Origin of the sequence: Streptomyces sp. NBC_01257 (assembly GCF_035917255.1) — a bacterium.
Lineage (GTDB): Bacteria > Actinomycetota > Actinomycetes > Streptomycetales > Streptomycetaceae > Streptomyces.
This window is the reverse complement of record NZ_CP108472.1, coordinates 9,134,408-9,152,912: the sequence shown is the minus strand read 5'-3', so window position 1 is coordinate 9,152,912 and position 18,505 is coordinate 9,134,408. Positions and strand designations below refer to the sequence as shown.

The window sequence follows — 18,505 nt, the reverse complement described above, 5'->3', positions numbered from 1 at the left end:
GCCCTTTTGCCCCGGCTAGCCCGCCCCACCGCTGCCCCCTCCGTCAACTCCGGGAGAGCTACCCCAACCGCACTTCACCGACACCTTCACACCGGGCACCAGACCGCTGTCGCTCTGGCGGCCGCTACAGACGCAGGCACACGGCCGGAACCTGACGCCAGAGCTCTCACCCCGCGCCTGCCCCGGGCCCGAGTGCAGGAAGCCCCAGCTGGTCGGGGGAGGCCAGCCGGGGCGGTATGAGGGGTGTGGGTGCGGAGGGTGGTCGCCTCTCGGCGGAGGGCTCCATGGGGCTTCAGCCGAACGATCTTCCCCATAGGCGATAGGTGAGGCCCGGGGACACTGTCCCCTCCGTACCCACATGCGAATGAACGCTCAACTACCACTGATCATTCCCCGCACTCCCTGCATTCCCCGCGCCACCGACCGCCCGAAGAACGGCTTCGCGAACGCCTCGTGCCGGTGATCGATGATCACGTCGGCGAACCGGGTCCTCCACTCCTCCACCGGATGCCCCTCAAGGGCCCCGCGGACCTTCGCCCGCAGCCTCGCCGCATCGCGTTCCGACATCTCGGGGCACCGGGCGAGCACCGCGTCGGAGAAGTCATCCGGGCGCAGAGCTGAATTCGTCACGCTCTTCCAACGACCAGCACGCCCGCCAAACGCGGCTCGCCGACGAACGACATCCCAGCAGCCGGCGAAACCGGCTCAGGGACGCCGGGCGTAGCGGTGGAGGCGGGTGCGGGTGTCGAGATCCGTGAGGCCGAGAGCGGTGGCGATGGTGTCCCAGGGCTGGTCGTCCGCGCGGGCGTTGCGGGCGGCGGTGCGGGCGGCCTCGGCGAGGGGGTACTCGAGGGCGGCGACGGCTCGGAGTGCGGCCAGGGGCGCGTCGATGGCCAGGGTTTCCAGGCGGGCGCGAAGCTGTGCGAGGAGGACGGTGACGTCTTCAGGGACGGGGACAGTGCGGTGTTCGATGTCGGTGATGTGCTGGTCCCAGTCGGCTTCCGGCCCGCTGGTGTCGTACCAGTCCGGGCCTTCGGCGGCGACCTCCTGCCAGTCAAGGGCATGGAGGGCGGTGGCGCGCCAGCCGCACGAGCACGCTCCGCGCAACGCAGCCGCGATGGGCGCGTGCAGCGTGCCGTCGTAGGCCCACCAGTCAGTGGTCTGATGCATCTCCGAACCGCTGCCAGTATCGAAGATCAGCGGTTTCGGCTCGGTGCCGTCGGCCAATACCGGACCCGGGCGCCCCTGATGCGACGCGCCGAACTCCTCGGTCTCCCACATACCCCACCCCACTCCCCCACGGCCGACGTCAGTGACGTGCCGCGGCTCGGTCTCCTGCCACCACTCCGACCATGCCCGATCCCCGGCGTCAGGCAGGGCGCAATACCCGAACCGGTGAACGCCAGCCCTGCCGGGGAGCAGGGTGGGGCCGTCCGAGTGAGCGCCGCATGACGGCCCGGCGCGCCCTCGCATCCGTTATTCGAACAGACGTACCATTCGGGTGTGCCCACGTACGACTTTCCCCAGGACCTGCGCGACGCCCAGCTCGCCCTCCACCGCACCCGCGCCACCATGGAGCAGTACGCCAAGACGCTGCCGTGGTCGGCTGAGCCGATGCCCGGATGGGAGGCGGACAAGCAGCTGCACTCCGGCTACCGCTCCGCCAAGCCCGACAGCCCCGGCTACACCGACCAGCAGCAGAAGCAGCTCGCGGCATACCGGGCACAGCTCCTGGAGCTGAGCACCACCGTGATGACGCACCCGTACTGGAAAGAGCTGAGCGAGAACGCGGTCGCGGCCCGCAGGGCACTGCAACATGCTCATGAACAGCCGGCCGGTGAGGCGGGCTGAGAGCGATGTCCGGCGCCGGCTCTGGTGCGATATCCAGCCTCGACAAGTGGCGGGCGACGCGCGAGTACCTCGCGTGGCAGCTGCGGTGCGCAGACCAGAGGGTGCGCGAGCTCGAGGCCGCGGAGGAGAAGGAGCGCCGGCAGGCTGAGCGAGTACAGGCCCGGGAGTCATGGAAGATCCAGCCGCAGCGCTCGCACGAGGCCGCGCTGCTGCACCGCGGGGACTGCTCCCTCTACAAGAGCGCCTTCGGCTTCATCAGCTACGAAGACGCCGTCATAGCCCTGGACGAACCGGACGTCGAGCCGTGCCAGGTCTGCATGCCGGAGAGCGGGCTCCCGTCGGCATAACCCATCGGCCAACGGCGGGGCGCCCGAACGCGAGAAGCCCCGGCTGGTCGGGGGCGCCAGCCGGGGCGGTATGAGAGGCGCGGGTAGGGAGGGTGGTCGCCTCTCGGCGGAGGGCTCCATGGGGCTTCAGCCGAAGCCCGCCGCGCACAGGGCCATCGGCATCATGCTCGTCCTGTTCGGACAGCCGGTCTCCAAGATCGTCACCATGCGCATGGAAGCATTCCGTGAGGGCCAAGACGGGCTACAGGTCAAACTCGGCAAGGACTGGACGGACATCCCGGAGCCGGCCGCCGCTGTGATGCGCTTCCACCTCGCCTCACGCCCGGGCCTCAGCACGGCGGCGAATCCGGACTCCCCTTTGGCGTTCCCCGGCCGGATGCCCGGCCGAACGATGCACGTCTACTCCGTCGCGACGATCCTCCGCGAAAGCGGCATCCCCGCCATGGCGACGCGCTCCAGAGCCTGGATGCAGATGGTCCGACAAGCCCCTCCATCCGTCCTCGGCGACGCCCTCGGTATCAACCCCAAGACCGCGATGCGCTACGCCGAACGAGCCGGAACCGACTACCTGGCCTACGCGACCCTGCAAAGGCCCGCAGATACCAACGATGGATAACGGTTCTCTTCAGCTACCTGCCAGTCACGCCTACAAGTCAGCCTTGGCGAGGAGCACTTCCGCCTGTTCTCGGGTGAGAATCGGCGGGGCCGGTGCTGGTGAGGGACACGTGTGTGGGTTGCGATGGGACGACAGGATCCACTCCGCGAAGAGGCTGGCGGTCTCCATGCTGGCCACGATCCGCTCACGCAGACCCAGCGGGGTGTCCGGGCGGCCTGCGATCGCGTTGCGGACAAAACTATCCGGATCTTCTGCCAGCAGATCACGCAGACCGGTAGGCAGGTCCGGATGGGCGGCGGTGGCCTCGCGAACGGCCGAGTCCGGATCGGTAGCCAGTTCCAGCGATGGGGCTGTATATGGGACAGCGGCGGAACGGGTCACAGGATCAGCGAGCAGACCTGGCAGCAGGTCCGCCGGCGGGGAGTAAGCCGAAATACTGTCCCTGCGGACGTTGGGATCGGCATCCGTCAGCAGAGCCCTACACACCCAGTCCGGGGCATCGCGCCAGTGCTTGATGGTCGACGACCGCACACTGGGCTCTGGGTCTGAGGCCAGGCGGGCCAGCAGCTCCGGCGACAGGCGGTCGTTCATCGCGAGAAACGACCGCACGGAGGGATCCGGATCGTCTGCCAACCGGGCCAGAAGCCCTGGCGGCTCGTCCGCGACGCTCGCGGCGACCCCGCACCGGACCGATGGCTCCGGGTGCTCCGCCAGGCGGGCCCTGACGTCTGCGGGCACGGAGGTGTTGGCCGCGAGGGAACGTGCGGAGCCGAGTTTGATGATCTCTGCGATCAGCTGCTCGGTCAGGTCCCGACGCCTCAGCGCCATCGAGCGCCGAGCCGCCGGATGCCGGAGCAGACGCCACACCAGGTCGGAGGGGAGGTCCTCTTGGGCCGCCAGCGCGCTCAGTTCAGCATCCAGATCCATGGACCGCAGGCTAAGGCGTCGTTTCTTATGGCTTGATCGTTCGTTGAGCTGTGCATGGCGGATCTGGTTGAGCGGTTGGTGCCGGAAGAGTTGTGGGTGCTGTTTCGGCGAGTGGTCCCGCCCACAGATGTGAAGCGTCCGCAGGGCGGGGGCCGACATCGAGCGGGTGACCGCGAGGTTCTGGCGGCGGTCATCTTTGTGGCCACCTCGGGCTGCACGTGGCGCCAGCTTCCACCGGTATTCGGACCGGCTTGGCAGACGGTCTACCGGCGGTTCTCCCAGTGGAGTCATGACCGGGTGTGGGCCAAGCTCCACCGTGTGGTCCTGGACGAACTCGGGGCCCGGGGCGAGCTGGACTGGTCGCGGTGCGCGATCGACTCGGTCAGTGTCAGGGCGGCAAAAGGGGGCTTCTGACGGGACCGAATCCGACCGACCGTGGCAAGTTGGGATCGAAAATTCATCTGGTCACCGATCGGAACGGACTGCCGCTGTCGCTGGGCATCTCCGGTGCCAACATGCACGACAGCCAGGGCCTGGAACCGCTCATCCGCGGCATCCCGCCCATCCGTTCCCGCCGTGGACCCCGCCGCAGGCGGCCCGGGAAGCTGCACGCGGACAAGGGCTACGACTACGACCACCTGCGGCGATGGCTCCGCGGCCGCGGCATACGCCACCGCATCGCCCGCAGGGGCGTCGAGTCATCGCAGCGGCTCGGCCGCCACCGCTGGGTTGTCGAACGAACTGTCTCCTGGCTGGCCGGCTGCCGACGCCTGCACCGCCGCTACGAACGCAAGCCCGAGCACTTCCTCGCCTTCGTCGGCATAGCCGTAACTCTCATCTGTCACCGCCGCCTCGTCAGCGTGGACAGGCAGGAGAAGTCAGTGTGAGGCCCCGACACTGCTGACCCAGACGGGGAAGGGCGCGATCTCCGGCTCGGTCTCGGTCTGCTCCGAGCGGCTCCGCACGTCCTCCAGGTGCGACCATGCGCCGGAGCCGAGCTCGCTGTCTGCCAAAAAGCCCTCGACGATCGGACCGAGGTCGTCGGAAGCCACGTAGGCACTCCCGAACGGCAACGCGTCCGGGGCCACGGAACCGGTCGAGCACCGGAGCTGCCGGGTCTGTTCGTCGTACCACACGTAGAACGTCGCCGCCTCGGAGAAATTCAGACCAAGAATGCGTTCCTGGATGGCTGCAGCAGTCCGCTCGAAGGCAGCCACCACCTCGTCGGCGGACAATGAGCTCCTGTCCTCGTCCGCCGCACCCAGCGACCAGGTATTGGTCTCCCACTCCACATGCCGGTCAGCTGGCTCCAGCACCAAGGGCTCGTCCGTAACCTCAGCAATCCACGTCAACAGCACAGCAGCAGTATCCCTGCATTGCTCAGGCTCCAACAGCCACCATAAGAAACGATGTCTAAAAGGGGGGACCTGACAGGTCCGAATCCCGTAGATCGCGGCAAGAAGGGATCAAAGATCCACTTGATCACGGAGCGGACAGGTCTGCCCCTCTCCATCGGCATCTCCGCCGCGAACACCCACGACAGCCAAGGGCTCGAAGCTCTTGTGCGCGGCATACCGCCCATTCGCTCACGCCGCGGACCGAGGAGACGAAAGCCCGCCAAGCTCCATGGCGACAAGGGGTACGACTACGACCACCTGCGCCGGTGGCTGCGCTCGCGGAACATCACCCCGCGCATCGCGCGCAAGGGCGTCGAGTCCTCCCAGCGCCTGGGACGTCATCGCTGGACCGTGGAGCGAACGGTCGCCTGGCTTGCCGGATGCCGCCGCCTGCACCGTCAGTACGAACGCAAAGCAGGGCACTTCCTCGCCTTCGCCGGAATCGCCGCCGCTCTGATCTGCTACCGCAGACTCGCGAAGGTCATCAACTCGACTTGATCCGTAAAGTACGGCTCTATATGACGCGGCCAAACGCGACAGACCGCGCCGCGTACACACGTCGAGGAACTCATGACTGACTACCTGGCTGCCGCGATGGCGATGCTCGGCCCGGCGCAGAACCGCTATGCGGACCCGGGCGCCTGGGACCGACTCCACACAGAGCTCGGCATGCAACTGCCTCCCGACTACAGGACCCTCGTGGACGCGTTCGCCCCCATTCAGATCAACGCGCACCTTTACCTTGCCCACCCTGCGACCGAGCGGTGGAACCTGGGCCGCACCATTCGTAGCAAGATCACGTCGTGGTCCGAGGTGCCGTGGGACGACCTCGATCTTGAGGCAGAGGAGGACCCCCGCCGGCTCTTCGGACTCGACGAGCTGAGTTTTGGCACCCGCAATGGGCTATGGCCGATCGCGAGCACCGACCGAGGAGAGACTATCTTCCTGCTCGATGCCCCCGACGCTCCAAGGCTCCTGATCAACTATGACGAAACCTGGGCAGAGCACCGCATGTGCTTCGCGGAATGGCTCTACCGCTACCTCATCGGCGAAGACATGAGCGGGCCCAACAGCGCAGCCTTCTACCCAGGCCCCGTGCAGTTGCGACATCTTCCAATGTCTGCTGACGAACGCCCCGAACCTTGGGACGGCCCAGACCGCGGCATGTGAGAGGCCATCGCCCTTTCACAGCGGCAACCTAATGAGATCACTTCTTAGCCCGCAGACCAACGTGGGTTCGGCATGCCGTCATCGCTCATGTGCGCCCGCTGCCAGATCCCTTTCCAGTTGAATGGCGTCTCCGGGACGAACCGGTGCCGCTGCCCGCACGGACATGGCGCCAGCACCCACGCGCACCCACGACACGGCTCCACCCAGCCGTGCCCGGTCGATTTCGACACCAGCGGTCTCTCGTCCCCGCAGTCGGGGCAGCCGGGGAGGTCGGCGCCATCCAGGATCGCGTTCTGTCGCCGGACGTACTCAGGCAGCCGCAGCGACGGATGGCGAAACGGGTGTTCGTACCAGGCGCGGTTCGGGCCCTCCCACCAGCTCCGCAGCCACCACGGTAGTGGGTTCACCACAGCCCGCCGCCCCGCCCGCTTCTGCAGTTCCTCCACTGCCCGCACCAGCGCGTCCTGGTCCGCCTCCAGCCGCCGGGGGATCGCGGCGCTGAGTGTGAGGTGGTGGTACGTCGCCCGGAAGCCGTACGGAGCAAAGAGGGTGATGCAAGTCCGCAGCGCGCTGTGCCCGCGGCGGAGGGGGAGACGGGCGTCGTGCACGTGCGATCGGTGGGTCAGGAAACTGGTCATTATGTGGGCGCCAGGTCCAGTGCCCGTGCCAGGGCGGCAGTGACGGCGGCGGCGTGCGCCAGCAAGTGTTGTTCAGCCCAGATTCCGGCAAGACCGAGGAAGTCCTGCAGATCCTGCTGGGCGCCCGCGACGAGCCTGCGTGCCTGGAATACCGACAGCTCGATCACCGGGCTGCCGTCCGTCCTGTAAGCGTCGAACGTCAGCCGGACAGTGTCGCCAACGCGTTCGGCCACCGACGACGGATCGTGGCCGAAGTAGGCGCAGCCGGTGCCGTCGAGCACCTCCAGCCAGTCCCGCCAGGTCTCCAGGCCGTTGCAGCAGCCCGGCTCGACGAAGACGGTGTCGGTGGCATTCTCGATCACCCGGAACCCTCCGGCGGCGAACAGATCAGGCATGGTGAGCAGCCCGTGCAGGAATGCGCCGAGCGGGTCGGTCGGGCACGGCCCGTGCTCCTCCTCCGGCTCGAAGTCGTTGCAGGCGGCGATCTGCATAACCGCCGTGCCGACCTCCGCCGGAGTCAGCCCCCCGTTCAGCAGGAGGTAGCCATACGATTCCTGCTCGCCAACCGGCCAGAGCGCGAAGTCGTCGGCGGCGGAGATCTCCAGAACGGGTTGCATCACAATCACATGGGGATGATGCCGGACCCACTGCTACACCGCCATGGGCTTTCAGGTGGCGTCGGGCTCGGAGCGGGCCCGCTACCTGGGCAGTTCCGCGGTGCGCTCCGGGCAGGCGGCGCCGACATAGCGCATGACGTCTGCGCGGTGATCCCGAAAGCCGCATTAGCTTGAGGGGATCACCGCTGCCCGGTCAGCGGGTCGCGCTTGGTCGCGGCGAGGCGCTTGTGCAGTGCAACGGCGTGCGCGGTCCAGCCGGCCAGTGGTCAGGCGGCGGTGGCGATCAGAAGGGTGCGCGGGCCGATCCGGCTGTGAACGCGAAGATCGAAGTTCATACGGGGCTCTCCCTCTCGTCTCGTACGGGTTGGGTGGGTCCGGGGCGGTCAACGTGGTTACCAGGCCGATGGCGGCCGCCCCGGAGCGGACTTCTGAAGTGCCGTCAGGCAGCGAGGCCGCATCAAAAGACGGCCTGGTCCCAGCAGCACGCGGGGGGCCTTGGTGCTCATGCGCTGATCGTCTCCAGGGCCTCCGCCTCGAGGTCAACGGGCCCCTCGTGGCCGTTATCCCAGCTCCAGTAGTGGTCAGGCTCCGGCATCATGGCAGCCCATCAGAGCTGGCCAAATGAGGGGGTCCGTCATGCAGTTCGTTGTCCCTGAGCAACCGGTCGGACGCACCTCGACCAACTACATCGCGCGCGCCGACCTGGCCCCCTTTTGACCTGGACGGACAGGTCGAGCAGCTCTGGCTCAAGGCAGTCAACGATGGCAGCTACGAGGTCGCCTGCATTCCCTTCTCCGCCTACGGCATCGCCCTGGGCGACGTTGTGCTGCTCAACAACGGACGGTTCAAGGTTCGCCGACGCCATCCCTTCGCCGTCATCGGCGAAGTTGACACCGCCGAAGAGGCTGTGGCTCTCGTGCTTGAACTCCTACCCACCGGCTCTGATCCTGTCATCACGGCCTCTGCGGACGAGCGGGTGTGACGACGTGCCGCCACGCTTTCGGCATCAGGACACCGAGGCATCTGCTCAAGATCATTCACGGAACTCCGGGCAGAGCCTTGAATAGGCTCTGCCCGGAGTTCCGTGAACCATTCGGACCATCGTCCGGAAAGATGGCTCGAATGGTGACGCACCAGATTCCTGGTTGACCGATCACTCTGGGAAGAGCGCCGCGATCCGGGGCAGCCTGGCGGCGACCTCGCTGTGGTCGTCAAAGTCGAAGTCCCAGGCGGGATCGAGATCGGGGTAGTTGATGGTGAAGGCATCGCTGGGAAGCTCCGTGCCTGTCGCGATCTCGTAGGCGTCCCAGGCGATGCTCAGAGTTTGCTCGCCATCAAGGTCGATCCCCTCGGCTTCTGCCGCCTGGACGGCTGGAAGATCGGCGAGGCAGTCGACGTCGGCCGTGACCTGCTCGAATACGGTGCGGCCTTGAGCGATCAGCCATCCGCGGAAGTAGTCAAAGCCGTCGTCGGAGCATCCGCCGTTGATGAGGTAGGCCGCAGCCCAGAGGGGGGCTTGATGGGAGGCAGCCATGAGATCCCAAAGGATCTGCTGGGCGGCGAGGATCTGCTGGGGCTCATGGGCGGCCAGCAGCGCGGTGGCCTGGGATGCGATGTCATCGGCATCCGTGGAGTCGCCGGCGCTGCCGCGAGCTTGGTCGATCAGGTTCCAGAACTGTTCGATGTCCATGGCGGCAGAGCATGGCACCTGGGTCGGACAACCTGCCGGAGTCTGTGAGGTGCCTACTCGGCTGAGAGAGTTCGAGGGGTGTCAGGGACGTCGAATGCCAGGGCTGGGTGAGGATCCGGGTCCGCAGAAGCGTGCACGATGCGCGGCCGTACATGGCTTGTTTGAAGGTTTTGACCCGGTTGACATGGCCTTCGAATACACCGGAACTCCATGTGTGGGTGATTCCGGCGGTGACGGCGTCCAAGTCCTGGCGAGGGAAGTCGGCGAAGCCGTTCATCGGTTTCTTGGCGTCTTGCTCGGCTTGCCGGATCCATTCGAGTACGAAGGTCCCACGTCGGTTGCGGACCAGGTCGGTGAACGCTCGCGCGAGATCGCAGGCCCGGGTGACGTCTGGGCAGGCGATCCCGACTTCGAGGAGCTTCTCCTGCTGCTGGTCGGTGAGAGTCGCGCGAGGGCGCATGATCCAGCTGGTGATCTCTCGAGGGCTGGGGATGTCGGTCCGCACGGGTTCGGCATTGCCGGCACTGAGGACGGCGAGGTGTTTGCGGACGACCTGGCGGCTGCCCCGGTAGCCACGTTCTCGAATTTCCAGGAAGTCGGAGCGATGGCCTCCCCCGACCGTCGCTAACCCCGGCACACACCGCGCTGACCGGAATAGCCGTCGTCGGCATATTCCGGAGCCGGCAACCTGCGACGGCGCCGCGCCTACGGTCTGCCCGCGCCGGCTTGGGCTGTGCCGGTCCGGCCTCGGCGCTTCAGGTGCCACCGAGCTCTGAAGGAGCCTCCCCATGCGCGAAGGCCACCTCCCGCACAGCGTATCGGTGGCCGCCTTGCGGGCAGTCACACTGTCCGTGCGGTAGAGGCACGGCAATCACTCGGAACCGGTCAGGAGCGCGAGGGCGAATCCGGTGAGGTGGTCGGCCAGGACGTCGGCATCGTCCGCCATGTCGCGTTCCAGCCAGTCGATCAGCACCTCGGTGACTCCGGCCACCAGGCCGAGGAGCTCCCGGTTGTGGCGCAGCGCGTCGGGTGGCTCGGGCAGGGTGCGGCGGATGAGCCGGCCGAACAGTTCGGCGTCCTTGCGCAGCAGACCCCGGCGCCGGAGCTCCATGCGCGGGGCGTTGATGTAGATGACCCGCGCCGAATCCGGGTGACCGGCGAGCATGTGCACGAGCGTCGTCATCATGGGGCGCAGCAACGCCTCGAGGTCTGCGGGCCTCTGCGGTGCCGCCGCGGCCATGCCGGCGAGGAGCCAGTCGTTCTGCTGCCGGTGCACCGCTAGCAGCAACTCCTCGCGGTCGGTGAAGTGTTCGTAGAAGTAGCGCTTCGACACCTTCGCGCGTGCACAGACCTCGGCCACGGTGACGTCGTCGAAGGCTCGCGCAGCAAAGAGCTCCAGGCCTGCCCGGACGAGGCGCTCGCACCGATCGGCGGCGCGCGCCTCGCGGGACTGTCCTCCGTACTTCTCGCCCCGCACCCGCTCGCCCGCCTCTTGCCCGCTCAATCCGTTCCCCTTTCCGAACGCGAACCGGCTCCGCTCCTGTGTCCAGCCCGCCCCTCAAACCCTAAGGGCCGGCCCGTAGATCCTGACAGGGCAGCCCCGGGTAGCCCTGGATCACTGGCGGGACGAGCAGCCGAATAAATCTGGAACTCGTGCGTTCCTGAACCTTGTGCGCCCGGCGGACCCGCTCACATACTGCTTGCCACACCGCTTTCCCAGCGGTCCCCGGTGCACCGCGGCGCCGCACGGATCCGTCCGGGGAGCAGCGCAGGCAACCCGTTTCTCCGGGCCGTTCCGACGTCGAATCTCCCGAGCCGCCCTCCGGTCCGGCACACCTCTCTCACCACAGGAGCCGCCGCGTGTCCGCCCCTTCACTCGTCCTGGACGACACCTCACCAGGGGTGGTCTCCCGGCTCTGGACCCGTGACCTGCCCACCTATCCCCGGCCGGCCTCCCGGTACACGTATCTGGGGATCGTCGTCGTCACCACCGTGGTGCTGTACTACCTGCTCTACATCCAGTACGCCGTCGCCACCTCGATCATGACCCACTACGGCATGACCTTCGGCTACTTCATCATGCTGTCGGTCGTGGGCAACGCCGTCGGCGCCTTCGCCTCCCTCGTGGCGGGCCTCGCGGACCGGTGGGGCCGCGCCAACATGGTCGTCTACGGCGTGCTGCTGGCCGCCGTCCTCGTCCTGTTCCTCCCGAGTGCACCGGACAAGACGACGTATCTGGTGCTGTTCTGCGCCCTGTACTTCATCGAGGGCATCGTCCTGGTCGCGACGCCCGCGCTCATCCGGGACTTCTCACCACAGCTGGGCCGGGCCACCGCCATGGGGTCCTGGACCATGGGGCCGATCATCGGCAGCCTCGTCGTCACCACGGTGACGAGCGCGACCCTGGACACCTCCAGCTGGCAGGACGAACTGCGCTATGCGGGGGTGGCGGCGCTCGTCGTCTTCCTCATCGCACTGTTCGGACTGCGGGAACTCTCCCCCAGGCTGCGCGACCAGGTCATGGTGAGCCTGCACGACCGGGCCCTGGTCGAGGCCCGCGCACGAGGTGTCGCCCCCGAGGCGCAGACCTCCGGCCACTGGCGTCAGATGCTGCGTCCCGGCATCCTGGGCCCCGCCTTCGGCATCAGTGTGTACCTGCTGTTCTACTACGCCGCCGTCGGCAACCTCGTGATCTACTACTCGGCCGTCTACGGCTACAGCGAGCAGCGCGCCAACGCCCTCGGCAACTGGTACTGGGCGTCCAGCGCCATCGCCCTGATCGGGGCGGGCATACTCTCCGACCGGCTGCGGGTGCGCAAGCCCATCATGATCGTGGGTGGTGTCGGCTCCGTGGTCTGTACGGCGGTCTTCGCCTCACTGGCAACCCGGCAGGACACGGGGTACTACACCTTCGCCTGGCTCTTCGTGGTCATGGGCCTGTTCAGCGGGCTGACCTACGCGCCGTGGATGGCGGCTTTCACCGAGACCGTCGAGCGGCACAACCCCGCGGCCACCGCAACGGGGCTGGCCGTGTGGGGCTGGATCCTGCGTGTAGTGGTCGCCGTGTCCGCCGCTTTCCTGCCGGTCGCGGTGACTTCGGTGACGCCGATCGTCGAGCACGGCCACGAGGTCCAGGTGGCTCAGGCCCAGGCCGGTCCCGCCCTCGCCGTGGTGCAGGCCCACCCGGCACTGTTCGCCGAACTCGCCAAGTATCCGCCGGGCAAGGTGCCGGCCGAGCTGCAGACCAGAGCGGTGGCCGAAGTGGGTCCGGCCGATCTGGCCCTCGTACAGAAGGCGCAGCCTCAGCTCAAGGTGCTCGAGGAGCACGGCTCCGAGGTCCAGAAGGCGTCCGAGGAGGGCCCCGCGCAGTGGCGTGACTGGTGGCTCGTCGCCATGGGCGGCCAGATCGTGTTCCTGCCGCTCGCCTTCGCCATGAAGGGCCGGTGGAGTCCCCGCCGGGCGCGCGAGGACGCAGAAGCACACCAGCGAGCCGTGGACCTGGAGATGAGTCGGTTGTCGCCGTCCGCCTGAAGGCTCCGCTGCCCCAGCACAGGGACGGCGGGCATGAGCTGCCGCGGCCTCAGAGCCCGGCAGCCCGCGCCGCCGGCCTCACGACGGACCTGGGCCGACGCCTCAGAGGCGGCCCCGCGCCGCCGTCCCCGCGGCGCCGGCGCAAGAGACGTCGGTACGAGCATCACCGCACACAGAAAGAGAACGCCTCGTGGCGCAGCACACTCAAGTCCTCATCGTCGGCAGCGGCTTCTCCGGCATCGCGCTCGGACGCGCGCTGCGGAAATCGAAGTTCACCGACTTCCGCATCCTCGAACGCGGCTCCGACGCCGGCGGGGTGTGGCAGTCCAACACCTATCCGGGATGCCGCTGCGACGTCCCCTCGCACCTCTACTCCTTCTCCTTCGCCCCCAACCCCGACTGGACCTCAACCTACTCACCGCAGCCCGAGATCCAGGACTACCTGCGACGCTGCCTGGACCGCTTCGGGCTCCGCCCGCACCTGCGCACGGGCGTCGAGGTCGAAGAGGCCCACTGGGACGAGGACGACCAGCTCTGGCACGTCACGACGAACACCGGACCGTGGACCGCCCAGGTCCTCGTCAGCGCCGTGGGCCCGCTCACCGAGCCCAAGCTCCCCGACGTCCCCGGCATCGACCGATTCCAGGGCAAGATCATGCACTCGGCTCAGTGGGACCACGACCACGACCTGACCGGCGAGCGCGTCGCCTCGATCGGCACGGGCGCCTCCGCGATCCAGTACGTACCCGAGATAGCCGACCGGACTGGCACCCTCTTCGTCTTTCAGCGCAGCGCCCCCTGGATCACCCCGCACGACAAGAGGCCCATCACCGACACCGAACGCGCCAGGTTCCGCGCCCGCCCGCTCCGTCAGAAGATCGAGCGCGGCAAGGTGTACGTCTCCAAGGAACTGCTCGTACTCGGCTTCGCCAAGCACCCACACCTGATGGGACTGCTCCAGAACGTCGCCCGCAAACACCTGGAACGCCAGGTGAAGGACCGGGCGCTGCGCCGCTCCCTCACACCGGACTTCACCCTCGGGTGCAAGCGGATCGTTCCCTCCAACACCTGGTATCCCGCCCTGCAGAAGCCGAACGTGGAACTCGTCCCCCGGGCCCTGCGCGAGATACGCGAGCACAGCGTGATCGACTCCGCCGGCGTGGAACGAGAGGTGGACACCATCGTCTTCGGTACCGGCTTCCACGTCACCGACATCCCGTTCGCCGACAAGGTGCGGGGCCGGACGGGCAAGTTGCTGAGCACCGTGTGGGCGGGCTCGCCACGTGCCTACCTCGGCGTGTCCGTACCGCTCTTCCCGAACTTCTTCATGTTCCTCGGCCCCAACTCCGGCCTGGGACACAGCTCCATGGTCTACATGATCGAGGCGCAGGCCGAGCACGTGAGGAAGGCGATCCGGGCCCTCGACATCTCCGGCTCGGCCACCATCGAGGTGGACCGGCGTATCCACGACCTGTACAACGCGGAACTCGACCGCAAGCTGGCCACGACGGTGTGGGAGACGGGCGGCTGCCGGAGCTTCTACCGCGACGCGAACGGCCGCAACGCCACCCTCTACCCCGACTGGACCTTCGCCTTCCGCCGCCAGGCCACCCGGTGGAAGCCGGACGCGTACCGTCTCGCACCACCCTCACCTTCAGCGGGGCGGCGGCCGCAGGCCACGACCGCGGACGCGTCATGAAGGCGGCGAGCCTCATCAGGGGCAGCCTCGAACTGGTGACCCTGCCGGCACCGCGCCCCAAGGCCGGCCAGCTACTCCTCGACGTGAAGCGGTGCGGGATCTGCGGGTCGGACCTCCACGCCCGCCTGCACGGCGACGACCTCGCCGACACACTCCAACTGTGCGGCTACCCGCGCTACATGCGCTCCGGACAACGCGTCGTCATGGGGCACGAGATCTACGGCGAGGTCGTCGGCCACGGCCCCTGGACGTCGGACAGGTTCAAGCCCGGCACACCGGTCGTCACCGTCCCCCTCGTCCGGACCGGCCGCCAGGTCGACGGTATCGGCCTGTCCGCCGACGCCCCCGGCGGCTACGCGGACCAAGTCGTCGTCCAGGAGTCGCTCACGCTTCGCGTCCCCAACGGGCTCCACCCCGACGTCGCCGCGCTCACCGAGCCCATGGCGGTGGCCTGGCACGCCGTCAACCGTGGCCAGGTGACGCGCAAGGACACCGCTGTCGTTCTCGGCTGCGGCCCGGTGGGCCTCGCGGTCATCGCCGTACTCAAGGCCCGCGGCGTCGCCGCTGTCATCGCAAGCGACTACTCCGCGGGCCGGCGGGCGCTCGCGAGGAGCTGCGGGGCCGACACCGTGGTCGACCCCGCCGTCGAGTCCCCCTGGCAGAGGGCATCCGCAGGCCGGGGCTTCATGGCCACGATGCCCGACGAGTACAACGCCGGCATCGACGCCATCGAAGGCATGGACCGGCTCCCCGTGCCCTGGTGGACCACGTGGCGCGCCCTGGACAAGGTGGGGGCCACCAGCCCGAAGCGCCCGGTGGTGTTCGAGTGCGTCGGCGTTTCCGGCATGCTCGACGGCGTCATGGCAGCGGCACCACTGCACTCGCGCGTCGTCGTCGTGGGCGTCTGCATGGGATCAGACACGATCCGGCCCTCACTCGCGGTCAACAAGGAACTCGATCTGCGGTTCGTCGTCGGATACACCCCGCTGGAGTTCCGCGACACCCTCCACGCACTCGCCGACGGCACTCTCGACGCCTCACACCTCGTCACCGGAAAGGTGGGCCTCGCCGGGGTCGCCCACGCCTTCACCGCGCTCGCCGACCCCGACATCCACGCCAAAATCCTCATCGACCCCGCACTCGAATCGCCAGACATCATGCCCAACTGACAGGCCCGGGTCGGCGACACCGGCCGGGCGGAGATCCCTCAGCCGACAACTCAATGCGCACCGGTACGCCGGCACGCCACGCAGGAGGCGTTTCGCGGGGACTCCGCGTCTCTTGCCGGTCCGCGTGCGCAAGAGCGAGGTGGGCGTCGATCAGGTCGCGCGCGTGAAGCCGCCGCCTGCATCCCGGCGCTGGAGCATGTCGTCCGCTGCCCGCGGCGCATCGCCAACGCCGTGGCGACCGCGCACTTCACGGCGCCGGCCCCCTCAGCCATCGTGCGGCACATGCGCTATGCGTCGTCGCGGTGCGGCGCGTAGCCCAGCTCTTCGGACATGGAGCGCGTGGAGCGCAGCAGTTCCGCCGAAAGCCCTGCGAGCGAGTCCTCCGTGGTGCCGCGTGTCGGCATGACGAGGGTGACGACCAGCGGAAGTGACTCGCCGGCGGTGAACACCGGGGCCGCCACCGACGTGACGCCGGGAATCACCCCTCCCCAGGTGGTGGCCACACCGCTGTCCAGAACATCGGAACGGATCTTGCGGACACGTTCCGTCGTGGCCGAGTCCAGCCGGCCCTCTTCCAGCTGGACGCGGAGCACAGGGTCGGTGAGCTGTGCGGGCAGATGAGCCAGGAAGACCCCGCCCATGGCACTGTTCAGCAACGGCATCGTGGCACCGATGCGCACAGTGATCGGCAGGGCGTGGGCGCCGTACTCCCAGCGAACGACAACAGGTCCGTGGTCGCCCCACACCGCGAGGTTGACGGCATGCGACGTCCGGTCCCGCAGACCGGGAAGATGTTCACTCACCAGCGCCACCTCGTCCATCCTGCGGAGCGACTCGACGCCGAGCCGCCGCATGGACGGACCCATGTCGTAGCGCCCGGAGCTGCGGGACTGGGCGACGAGTCCGACGCGGGCCAGGCTGACCAGGTAGCGGTGTGCCTTGCTCGGCTGCATCCCGCTGGCCGTGGCGATCTGCGTCAGGCTCATCGGGCCGCGGCCCTCTTCGAGGGCCTGCAGCACCGTCATCGCCAGCTCGACGGACTGGATGCCCTGTCGCGCCGGTGATGCCTCGTTGTTCGCGGGTTCGGAGGGAAGCTGAGCTGTCACAGAGGCGATCATAGTGAGTGCCGGGCCGCGGGCTCCGGGCCTCTCCTCGTGCGGGGTCGCTCCTCGGCTCGCCGGCCGAGTTCACGGGGTCCCCAGGAGGTGTGGCCGCGGTGTCGCTACCGGAGGACGTTCAACTGCGCGGGACCGCTGTGGGCCTTCGCACCGTGCTCAGCAGCTCGCCGGCGAGGGCGACGGCCGTGTCAGGGGTGCCGGCGGTCCCGTACACGTAGAAGTCGGGGCGGACCGCGACGGCCGTGCAGCGCAACTCGTCGAACCAGTCCCGGTAGGTGCCGTGGACGTCGCGGACGGACAGCGCCCTCGGATGTGCGCTGATCCGGCCGGCGGGCGCGACGACCCGCACGCCCGCCAGGATCAGGTCGTCGAGCAGGTGATCCTGCTCCAGGGCGCCGAGCAGTTCCTCGTCGACGATCAGGTGGAAGCCGCCGCCCACGATCTGGTCCAGACGGTCGCTGCGCGTGCCGTCGTGCACCACACCCTGGACCGACAGCCGGCCCCGGCCGGCGCCCGAGACCCGGGCGAACAGACCGTCGTCGAGACCCGGCAGCCTCATCCTTTCCGGAGAGCCGGCCTCCGCGCGCCGGGCCAACAGCACGCGGTCGCGCTCCGCGGCGCGTCCGGGGTCCCTGAGGGTCTGCAGATGGCCGAGCTCGATGCCCTTCTCGGTGACCGCGCGCACATGTGGCTCGCGCTCCGGCTGATATGTGTCGAGGATGTCCTCCCCCGCGGCTCCGGACAGGACGAGGTCCAGTTTGAAGGCGAGGTTCTGCGCGTCACGGAATCCCGAGCACATGCCCTGACCGAGGAACGGCGGCATCTGGTGCGCCGCGTCGCCCGCGAGAAGGACCCGGCCGCGCCGCCAGTCGTCCGCGACGAGGGACCGGAACGTGTAGGTGGCGACCCTGATCAGGTCGGCGTCGTCGGGGGTGAGGTAGGACGCGACGCGTCTCCAGACCCGCTCCGGATCGCGTTCGGTTCCGAAGTCGTCGACGGAGTCGAGCATGAAGCTGAACCGGTGGTGCGCCGGGCCCAGCGAGATGACCGACGTCGGACTCAGCGGATCACCCAGCTGCAGCGCGCAGGGGACCGCAGTGGGGCGGCGGAAGCGGAAGTCGCACACCATCCACGGTTCGGAGAAGCCGTAATCCTGTGTCCCGACGCCGAGTGCCGACCGCACGAAACTGTTGCCTCCGTCGCATCCGAGGACGTAGCGGGCGGTGATCTGCCGAGGACCGCCGGGCCCGTCCACGGTGAGCGTGACGTTGTCCCGGCCCTGCTCCAGCGCGACGACGGGGCTGGAGTGCCGCACCTCGACCTGGGGTATCGACCGACAGACGCCGTCCAGCGCCTCCTCCAGGTCCGGCTGGTACATCATGTTCCATTCCGCCCAGCCGCTGCGCCCGGTTTCCGCGAAGTGCTGCTCCATCAGCAGATCTCCGCTCCCGTTGCGCCACTCGTAGGTGCGCTGCACCCGCACCTTGGGCAGCAGCTCTGCGGCCACGCCGAGGCGGGCGAGCGTGCGCATGGTCTCGTCGTCGAAGCTCGCCGCTCGCGGCAAGTTGTACAGGCCTTCGTACCGTTCGAGCACCAGGACCCGGTGCCCGGCCTGCCCCAGGAGGCCGGCCGCCACCATGCCCACCGGTCCGTAACCCACTACGACCACGTCCACCACAGCCCCGCTCTGGGTGGGATCTCCGGCCGCGTCACTCGTGATTGTCATCGGGCACCT

At 68.2% G+C, this 18,505-nt stretch carries 19 protein-coding genes and 1 pseudogene; 10 read left to right on the top strand and 10 right to left on the bottom strand.

All coding sequences use genetic code 11. The annotated features are described in order from the left end of the window. Positions 1 to 372 precede the first annotated feature (372 nt). Together OG408_RS39870 and OG408_RS39865 are read right to left on the bottom strand one after the other, a co-directional pair. Positions 373 to 630 carry a hypothetical protein gene (locus tag OG408_RS39870; RefSeq protein WP_326674401.1) on the bottom strand — a complete coding sequence of 86 codons (258 nt, stop codon included), beginning with the start codon at positions 628 to 630 and terminating at the stop codon, positions 373 to 375. 75 nt (positions 631 to 705) lie between these two features. Next, positions 706 to 1,170, bottom strand: a complete 465-nt coding sequence (locus tag OG408_RS39865) for a hypothetical protein (RefSeq protein ID WP_326674400.1) — start codon at positions 1,168 to 1,170, stop codon at positions 706 to 708. Positions 1,171 to 1,503: 333 nt separating this feature from the next. Between OG408_RS39865 and OG408_RS39860 the strand changes: the two genes are divergently transcribed. From OG408_RS39860 to OG408_RS39850, 3 genes are all read left to right on the top strand, one after another. Next, a complete protein-coding gene (locus OG408_RS39860) occupies positions 1,504 to 1,851 on the top strand; it encodes a hypothetical protein (protein WP_326674399.1) in 348 nt (115 codons plus the stop codon). A 5-nt stretch (positions 1,852 to 1,856) separates the two neighbouring features. After that, complete coding sequence (locus OG408_RS39855) at positions 1,857 to 2,198, top strand: DUF6233 domain-containing protein (RefSeq protein WP_326674398.1); 342 nt, start codon at positions 1,857 to 1,859, stop codon at positions 2,196 to 2,198. A 118-nt stretch (positions 2,199 to 2,316) separates the two neighbouring features. Then, positions 2,317 to 2,814, top strand: a complete 498-nt coding sequence (locus OG408_RS39850; protein WP_326674397.1) for a hypothetical protein — start codon at positions 2,317 to 2,319, stop codon at positions 2,812 to 2,814. A gap of 30 nt (positions 2,815 to 2,844) precedes the next feature. Here OG408_RS39850 and OG408_RS39845 read toward each other — a convergent pair whose 3' ends face one another. After that, positions 2,845 to 3,741 carry a hypothetical protein gene (locus tag OG408_RS39845; protein ID WP_326674396.1) on the bottom strand — a complete coding sequence of 299 codons (897 nt, stop codon included), beginning with the start codon at positions 3,739 to 3,741 and terminating at the stop codon, positions 2,845 to 2,847. Between the two features lie 54 nt (positions 3,742 to 3,795). Here OG408_RS39845 and OG408_RS39840 point away from each other — a divergent pair. After that, positions 3,796 to 4,628, top strand: a protein-coding gene (locus OG408_RS39840; protein ID WP_326674395.1) for an IS5 family transposase whose coding sequence is annotated in 2 segments (ribosomal slippage) — positions 3,796 to 4,143 and positions 4,146 to 4,628 — 831 coding nt in all. Because the reading frame shifts where the segments join, the coding sequence is not laid out codon by codon here. Here OG408_RS39840 and OG408_RS39835 read toward each other — a convergent pair. Continuing rightward, positions 4,620 to 5,099, bottom strand: a complete 480-nt coding sequence (locus OG408_RS39835; RefSeq protein WP_326674393.1) for a hypothetical protein — start codon at positions 5,097 to 5,099, stop codon at positions 4,620 to 4,622. The genes OG408_RS39840 and OG408_RS39835 overlap by 9 nt on opposite strands. Before the next feature lie 57 nt (positions 5,100 to 5,156). On the opposite strand from OG408_RS39835, the pseudogene OG408_RS39830 reads away from it, so the two are divergent. Both OG408_RS39830 and OG408_RS39825 read left to right on the top strand, forming a co-directional pair. Next, positions 5,157 to 5,636 (top strand): annotated as a pseudogene (locus OG408_RS39830) (IS5 family transposase); the annotation flags it as partial. A 72-nt stretch (positions 5,637 to 5,708) separates the two neighbouring features. After that, positions 5,709 to 6,308, top strand: coding sequence for an SMI1/KNR4 family protein (locus OG408_RS39825; RefSeq protein WP_326674391.1), 600 nt, complete (start codon positions 5,709 to 5,711; stop codon positions 6,306 to 6,308). Positions 6,309 to 6,945: 637 nt separating this feature from the next. Here OG408_RS39825 and OG408_RS39820 read toward each other — a convergent pair. Beyond that, entirely contained in the window at positions 6,946 to 7,563 is a 618-nt protein-coding gene (locus OG408_RS39820; protein ID WP_326674676.1) for a hypothetical protein, read from the bottom strand. 646 nt (positions 7,564 to 8,209) lie between these two features. Between OG408_RS39820 and OG408_RS39815 the strand changes: the two genes are divergently transcribed. Beyond that, positions 8,210 to 8,545 carry a DUF6193 family natural product biosynthesis protein gene (locus OG408_RS39815; RefSeq protein ID WP_326674390.1) on the top strand — a complete coding sequence of 112 codons (336 nt, stop codon included), beginning with the start codon at positions 8,210 to 8,212 and terminating at the stop codon, positions 8,543 to 8,545. Between the two features lie 171 nt (positions 8,546 to 8,716). Here OG408_RS39815 and OG408_RS39810 read toward each other — a convergent pair whose 3' ends face one another. The 3 genes from OG408_RS39810 to OG408_RS39800 form a co-directional block, all read right to left on the bottom strand. Next, positions 8,717 to 9,253 carry a DUF4240 domain-containing protein gene (locus tag OG408_RS39810; RefSeq protein ID WP_326674389.1) on the bottom strand — a complete coding sequence of 179 codons (537 nt, stop codon included), beginning with the start codon at positions 9,251 to 9,253 and terminating at the stop codon, positions 8,717 to 8,719. Further along, the gene (locus tag OG408_RS40255) at positions 9,180 to 9,713 is read right to left on the bottom strand and encodes a transposase (RefSeq protein WP_442806158.1); all 534 of its coding nucleotides are present in this window, start codon (positions 9,711 to 9,713) and stop codon (positions 9,180 to 9,182) included. Before OG408_RS40255 ends, OG408_RS39810 begins: the two co-directional genes overlap by 74 nt. A gap of 411 nt (positions 9,714 to 10,124) precedes the next feature. Continuing rightward, on the bottom strand, positions 10,125 to 10,757 hold the full coding sequence (locus OG408_RS39800) for a TetR/AcrR family transcriptional regulator (protein WP_326674387.1): 633 nt from the start codon (positions 10,755 to 10,757) through the stop codon (positions 10,125 to 10,127). Positions 10,758 to 11,113: 356 nt separating this feature from the next. Between OG408_RS39800 and OG408_RS39795 the strand changes: the two genes are divergently transcribed. The 3 genes from OG408_RS39795 (at position 11,114) to OG408_RS39785 (ending at position 15,652) form a co-directional block, all read left to right on the top strand. Beyond that, a complete protein-coding gene (locus tag OG408_RS39795; RefSeq protein WP_326674386.1) occupies positions 11,114 to 12,784 on the top strand; it encodes an MFS transporter in 1,671 nt (556 codons plus the stop codon). A gap of 190 nt (positions 12,785 to 12,974) precedes the next feature. Then, the gene (locus OG408_RS39790) at positions 12,975 to 14,483 is read left to right on the top strand and encodes a flavin-containing monooxygenase (protein WP_326674385.1); all 1,509 of its coding nucleotides are present in this window, start codon (positions 12,975 to 12,977) and stop codon (positions 14,481 to 14,483) included. Continuing rightward, positions 14,480 to 15,652 (top strand): zinc-binding dehydrogenase, encoded by a 1,173-nt coding sequence (locus OG408_RS39785; RefSeq protein WP_326674384.1) that lies wholly within the window; start codon positions 14,480 to 14,482, stop codon positions 15,650 to 15,652. Before OG408_RS39790 ends, OG408_RS39785 begins: the two co-directional genes overlap by 4 nt. Before the next feature lie 287 nt (positions 15,653 to 15,939). Here OG408_RS39785 and OG408_RS39780 read toward each other — a convergent pair whose 3' ends face one another. Together OG408_RS39780 and OG408_RS39775 are read right to left on the bottom strand one after the other, a co-directional pair. Further along, positions 15,940 to 16,758 carry an IclR family transcriptional regulator gene (locus OG408_RS39780; RefSeq protein ID WP_326674383.1) on the bottom strand — a complete coding sequence of 273 codons (819 nt, stop codon included), beginning with the start codon at positions 16,756 to 16,758 and terminating at the stop codon, positions 15,940 to 15,942. A gap of 130 nt (positions 16,759 to 16,888) precedes the next feature. Next, on the bottom strand, positions 16,889 to 18,496 hold the full coding sequence (locus tag OG408_RS39775) for a bifunctional 3-(3-hydroxy-phenyl)propionate/3-hydroxycinnamic acid hydroxylase (RefSeq protein ID WP_326674381.1): 1,608 nt from the start codon (positions 18,494 to 18,496) through the stop codon (positions 16,889 to 16,891). Positions 18,497 to 18,505: the final 9 nt, after the last annotated feature.

What these genes read in the sequence shown, in the direction of transcription:
- OG408_RS39865 (WP_326674400.1), bottom strand. Translation starts at nt 1,170, where the DNA reads ATGCATCAGACCACTGACTGGTGGGCCTACGACGGCACGCTGCACGCG.
- OG408_RS39855 (WP_326674398.1), top strand. Translation starts at nt 1,857, where the DNA reads ATGTCCGGCGCCGGCTCTGGTGCGATATCCAGCCTCGACAAGTGGCGG.
- OG408_RS39850 (WP_326674397.1), top strand. Translation starts at nt 2,317, where the DNA reads ATGGGGCTTCAGCCGAAGCCCGCCGCGCACAGGGCCATCGGCATCATG.
- OG408_RS39845 (WP_326674396.1), bottom strand. Translation starts at nt 3,741, where the DNA reads ATGGATCTGGATGCTGAACTGAGCGCGCTGGCGGCCCAAGAGGACCTC.
- OG408_RS39825 (WP_326674391.1), top strand. Translation starts at nt 5,709, where the DNA reads ATGACTGACTACCTGGCTGCCGCGATGGCGATGCTCGGCCCGGCGCAG.
- OG408_RS39820 (WP_326674676.1), bottom strand. Translation starts at nt 7,563, where the DNA reads ATGCAACCCGTTCTGGAGATCTCCGCCGCCGACGACTTCGCGCTCTGG.
- OG408_RS39810 (WP_326674389.1), bottom strand. Translation starts at nt 9,253, where the DNA reads ATGGACATCGAACAGTTCTGGAACCTGATCGACCAAGCTCGCGGCAGC.
- OG408_RS40255 (WP_442806158.1), bottom strand. Translation starts at nt 9,713, where the DNA reads ATGCGCCCTCGCGCGACTCTCACCGACCAGCAGCAGGAGAAGCTCCTC.
- OG408_RS39785 (WP_326674384.1), top strand. Translation starts at nt 14,480, where the DNA reads ATGAAGGCGGCGAGCCTCATCAGGGGCAGCCTCGAACTGGTGACCCTG.
- OG408_RS39775 (WP_326674381.1), bottom strand. Translation starts at nt 18,496, where the DNA reads ATGACAATCACGAGTGACGCGGCCGGAGATCCCACCCAGAGCGGGGCT.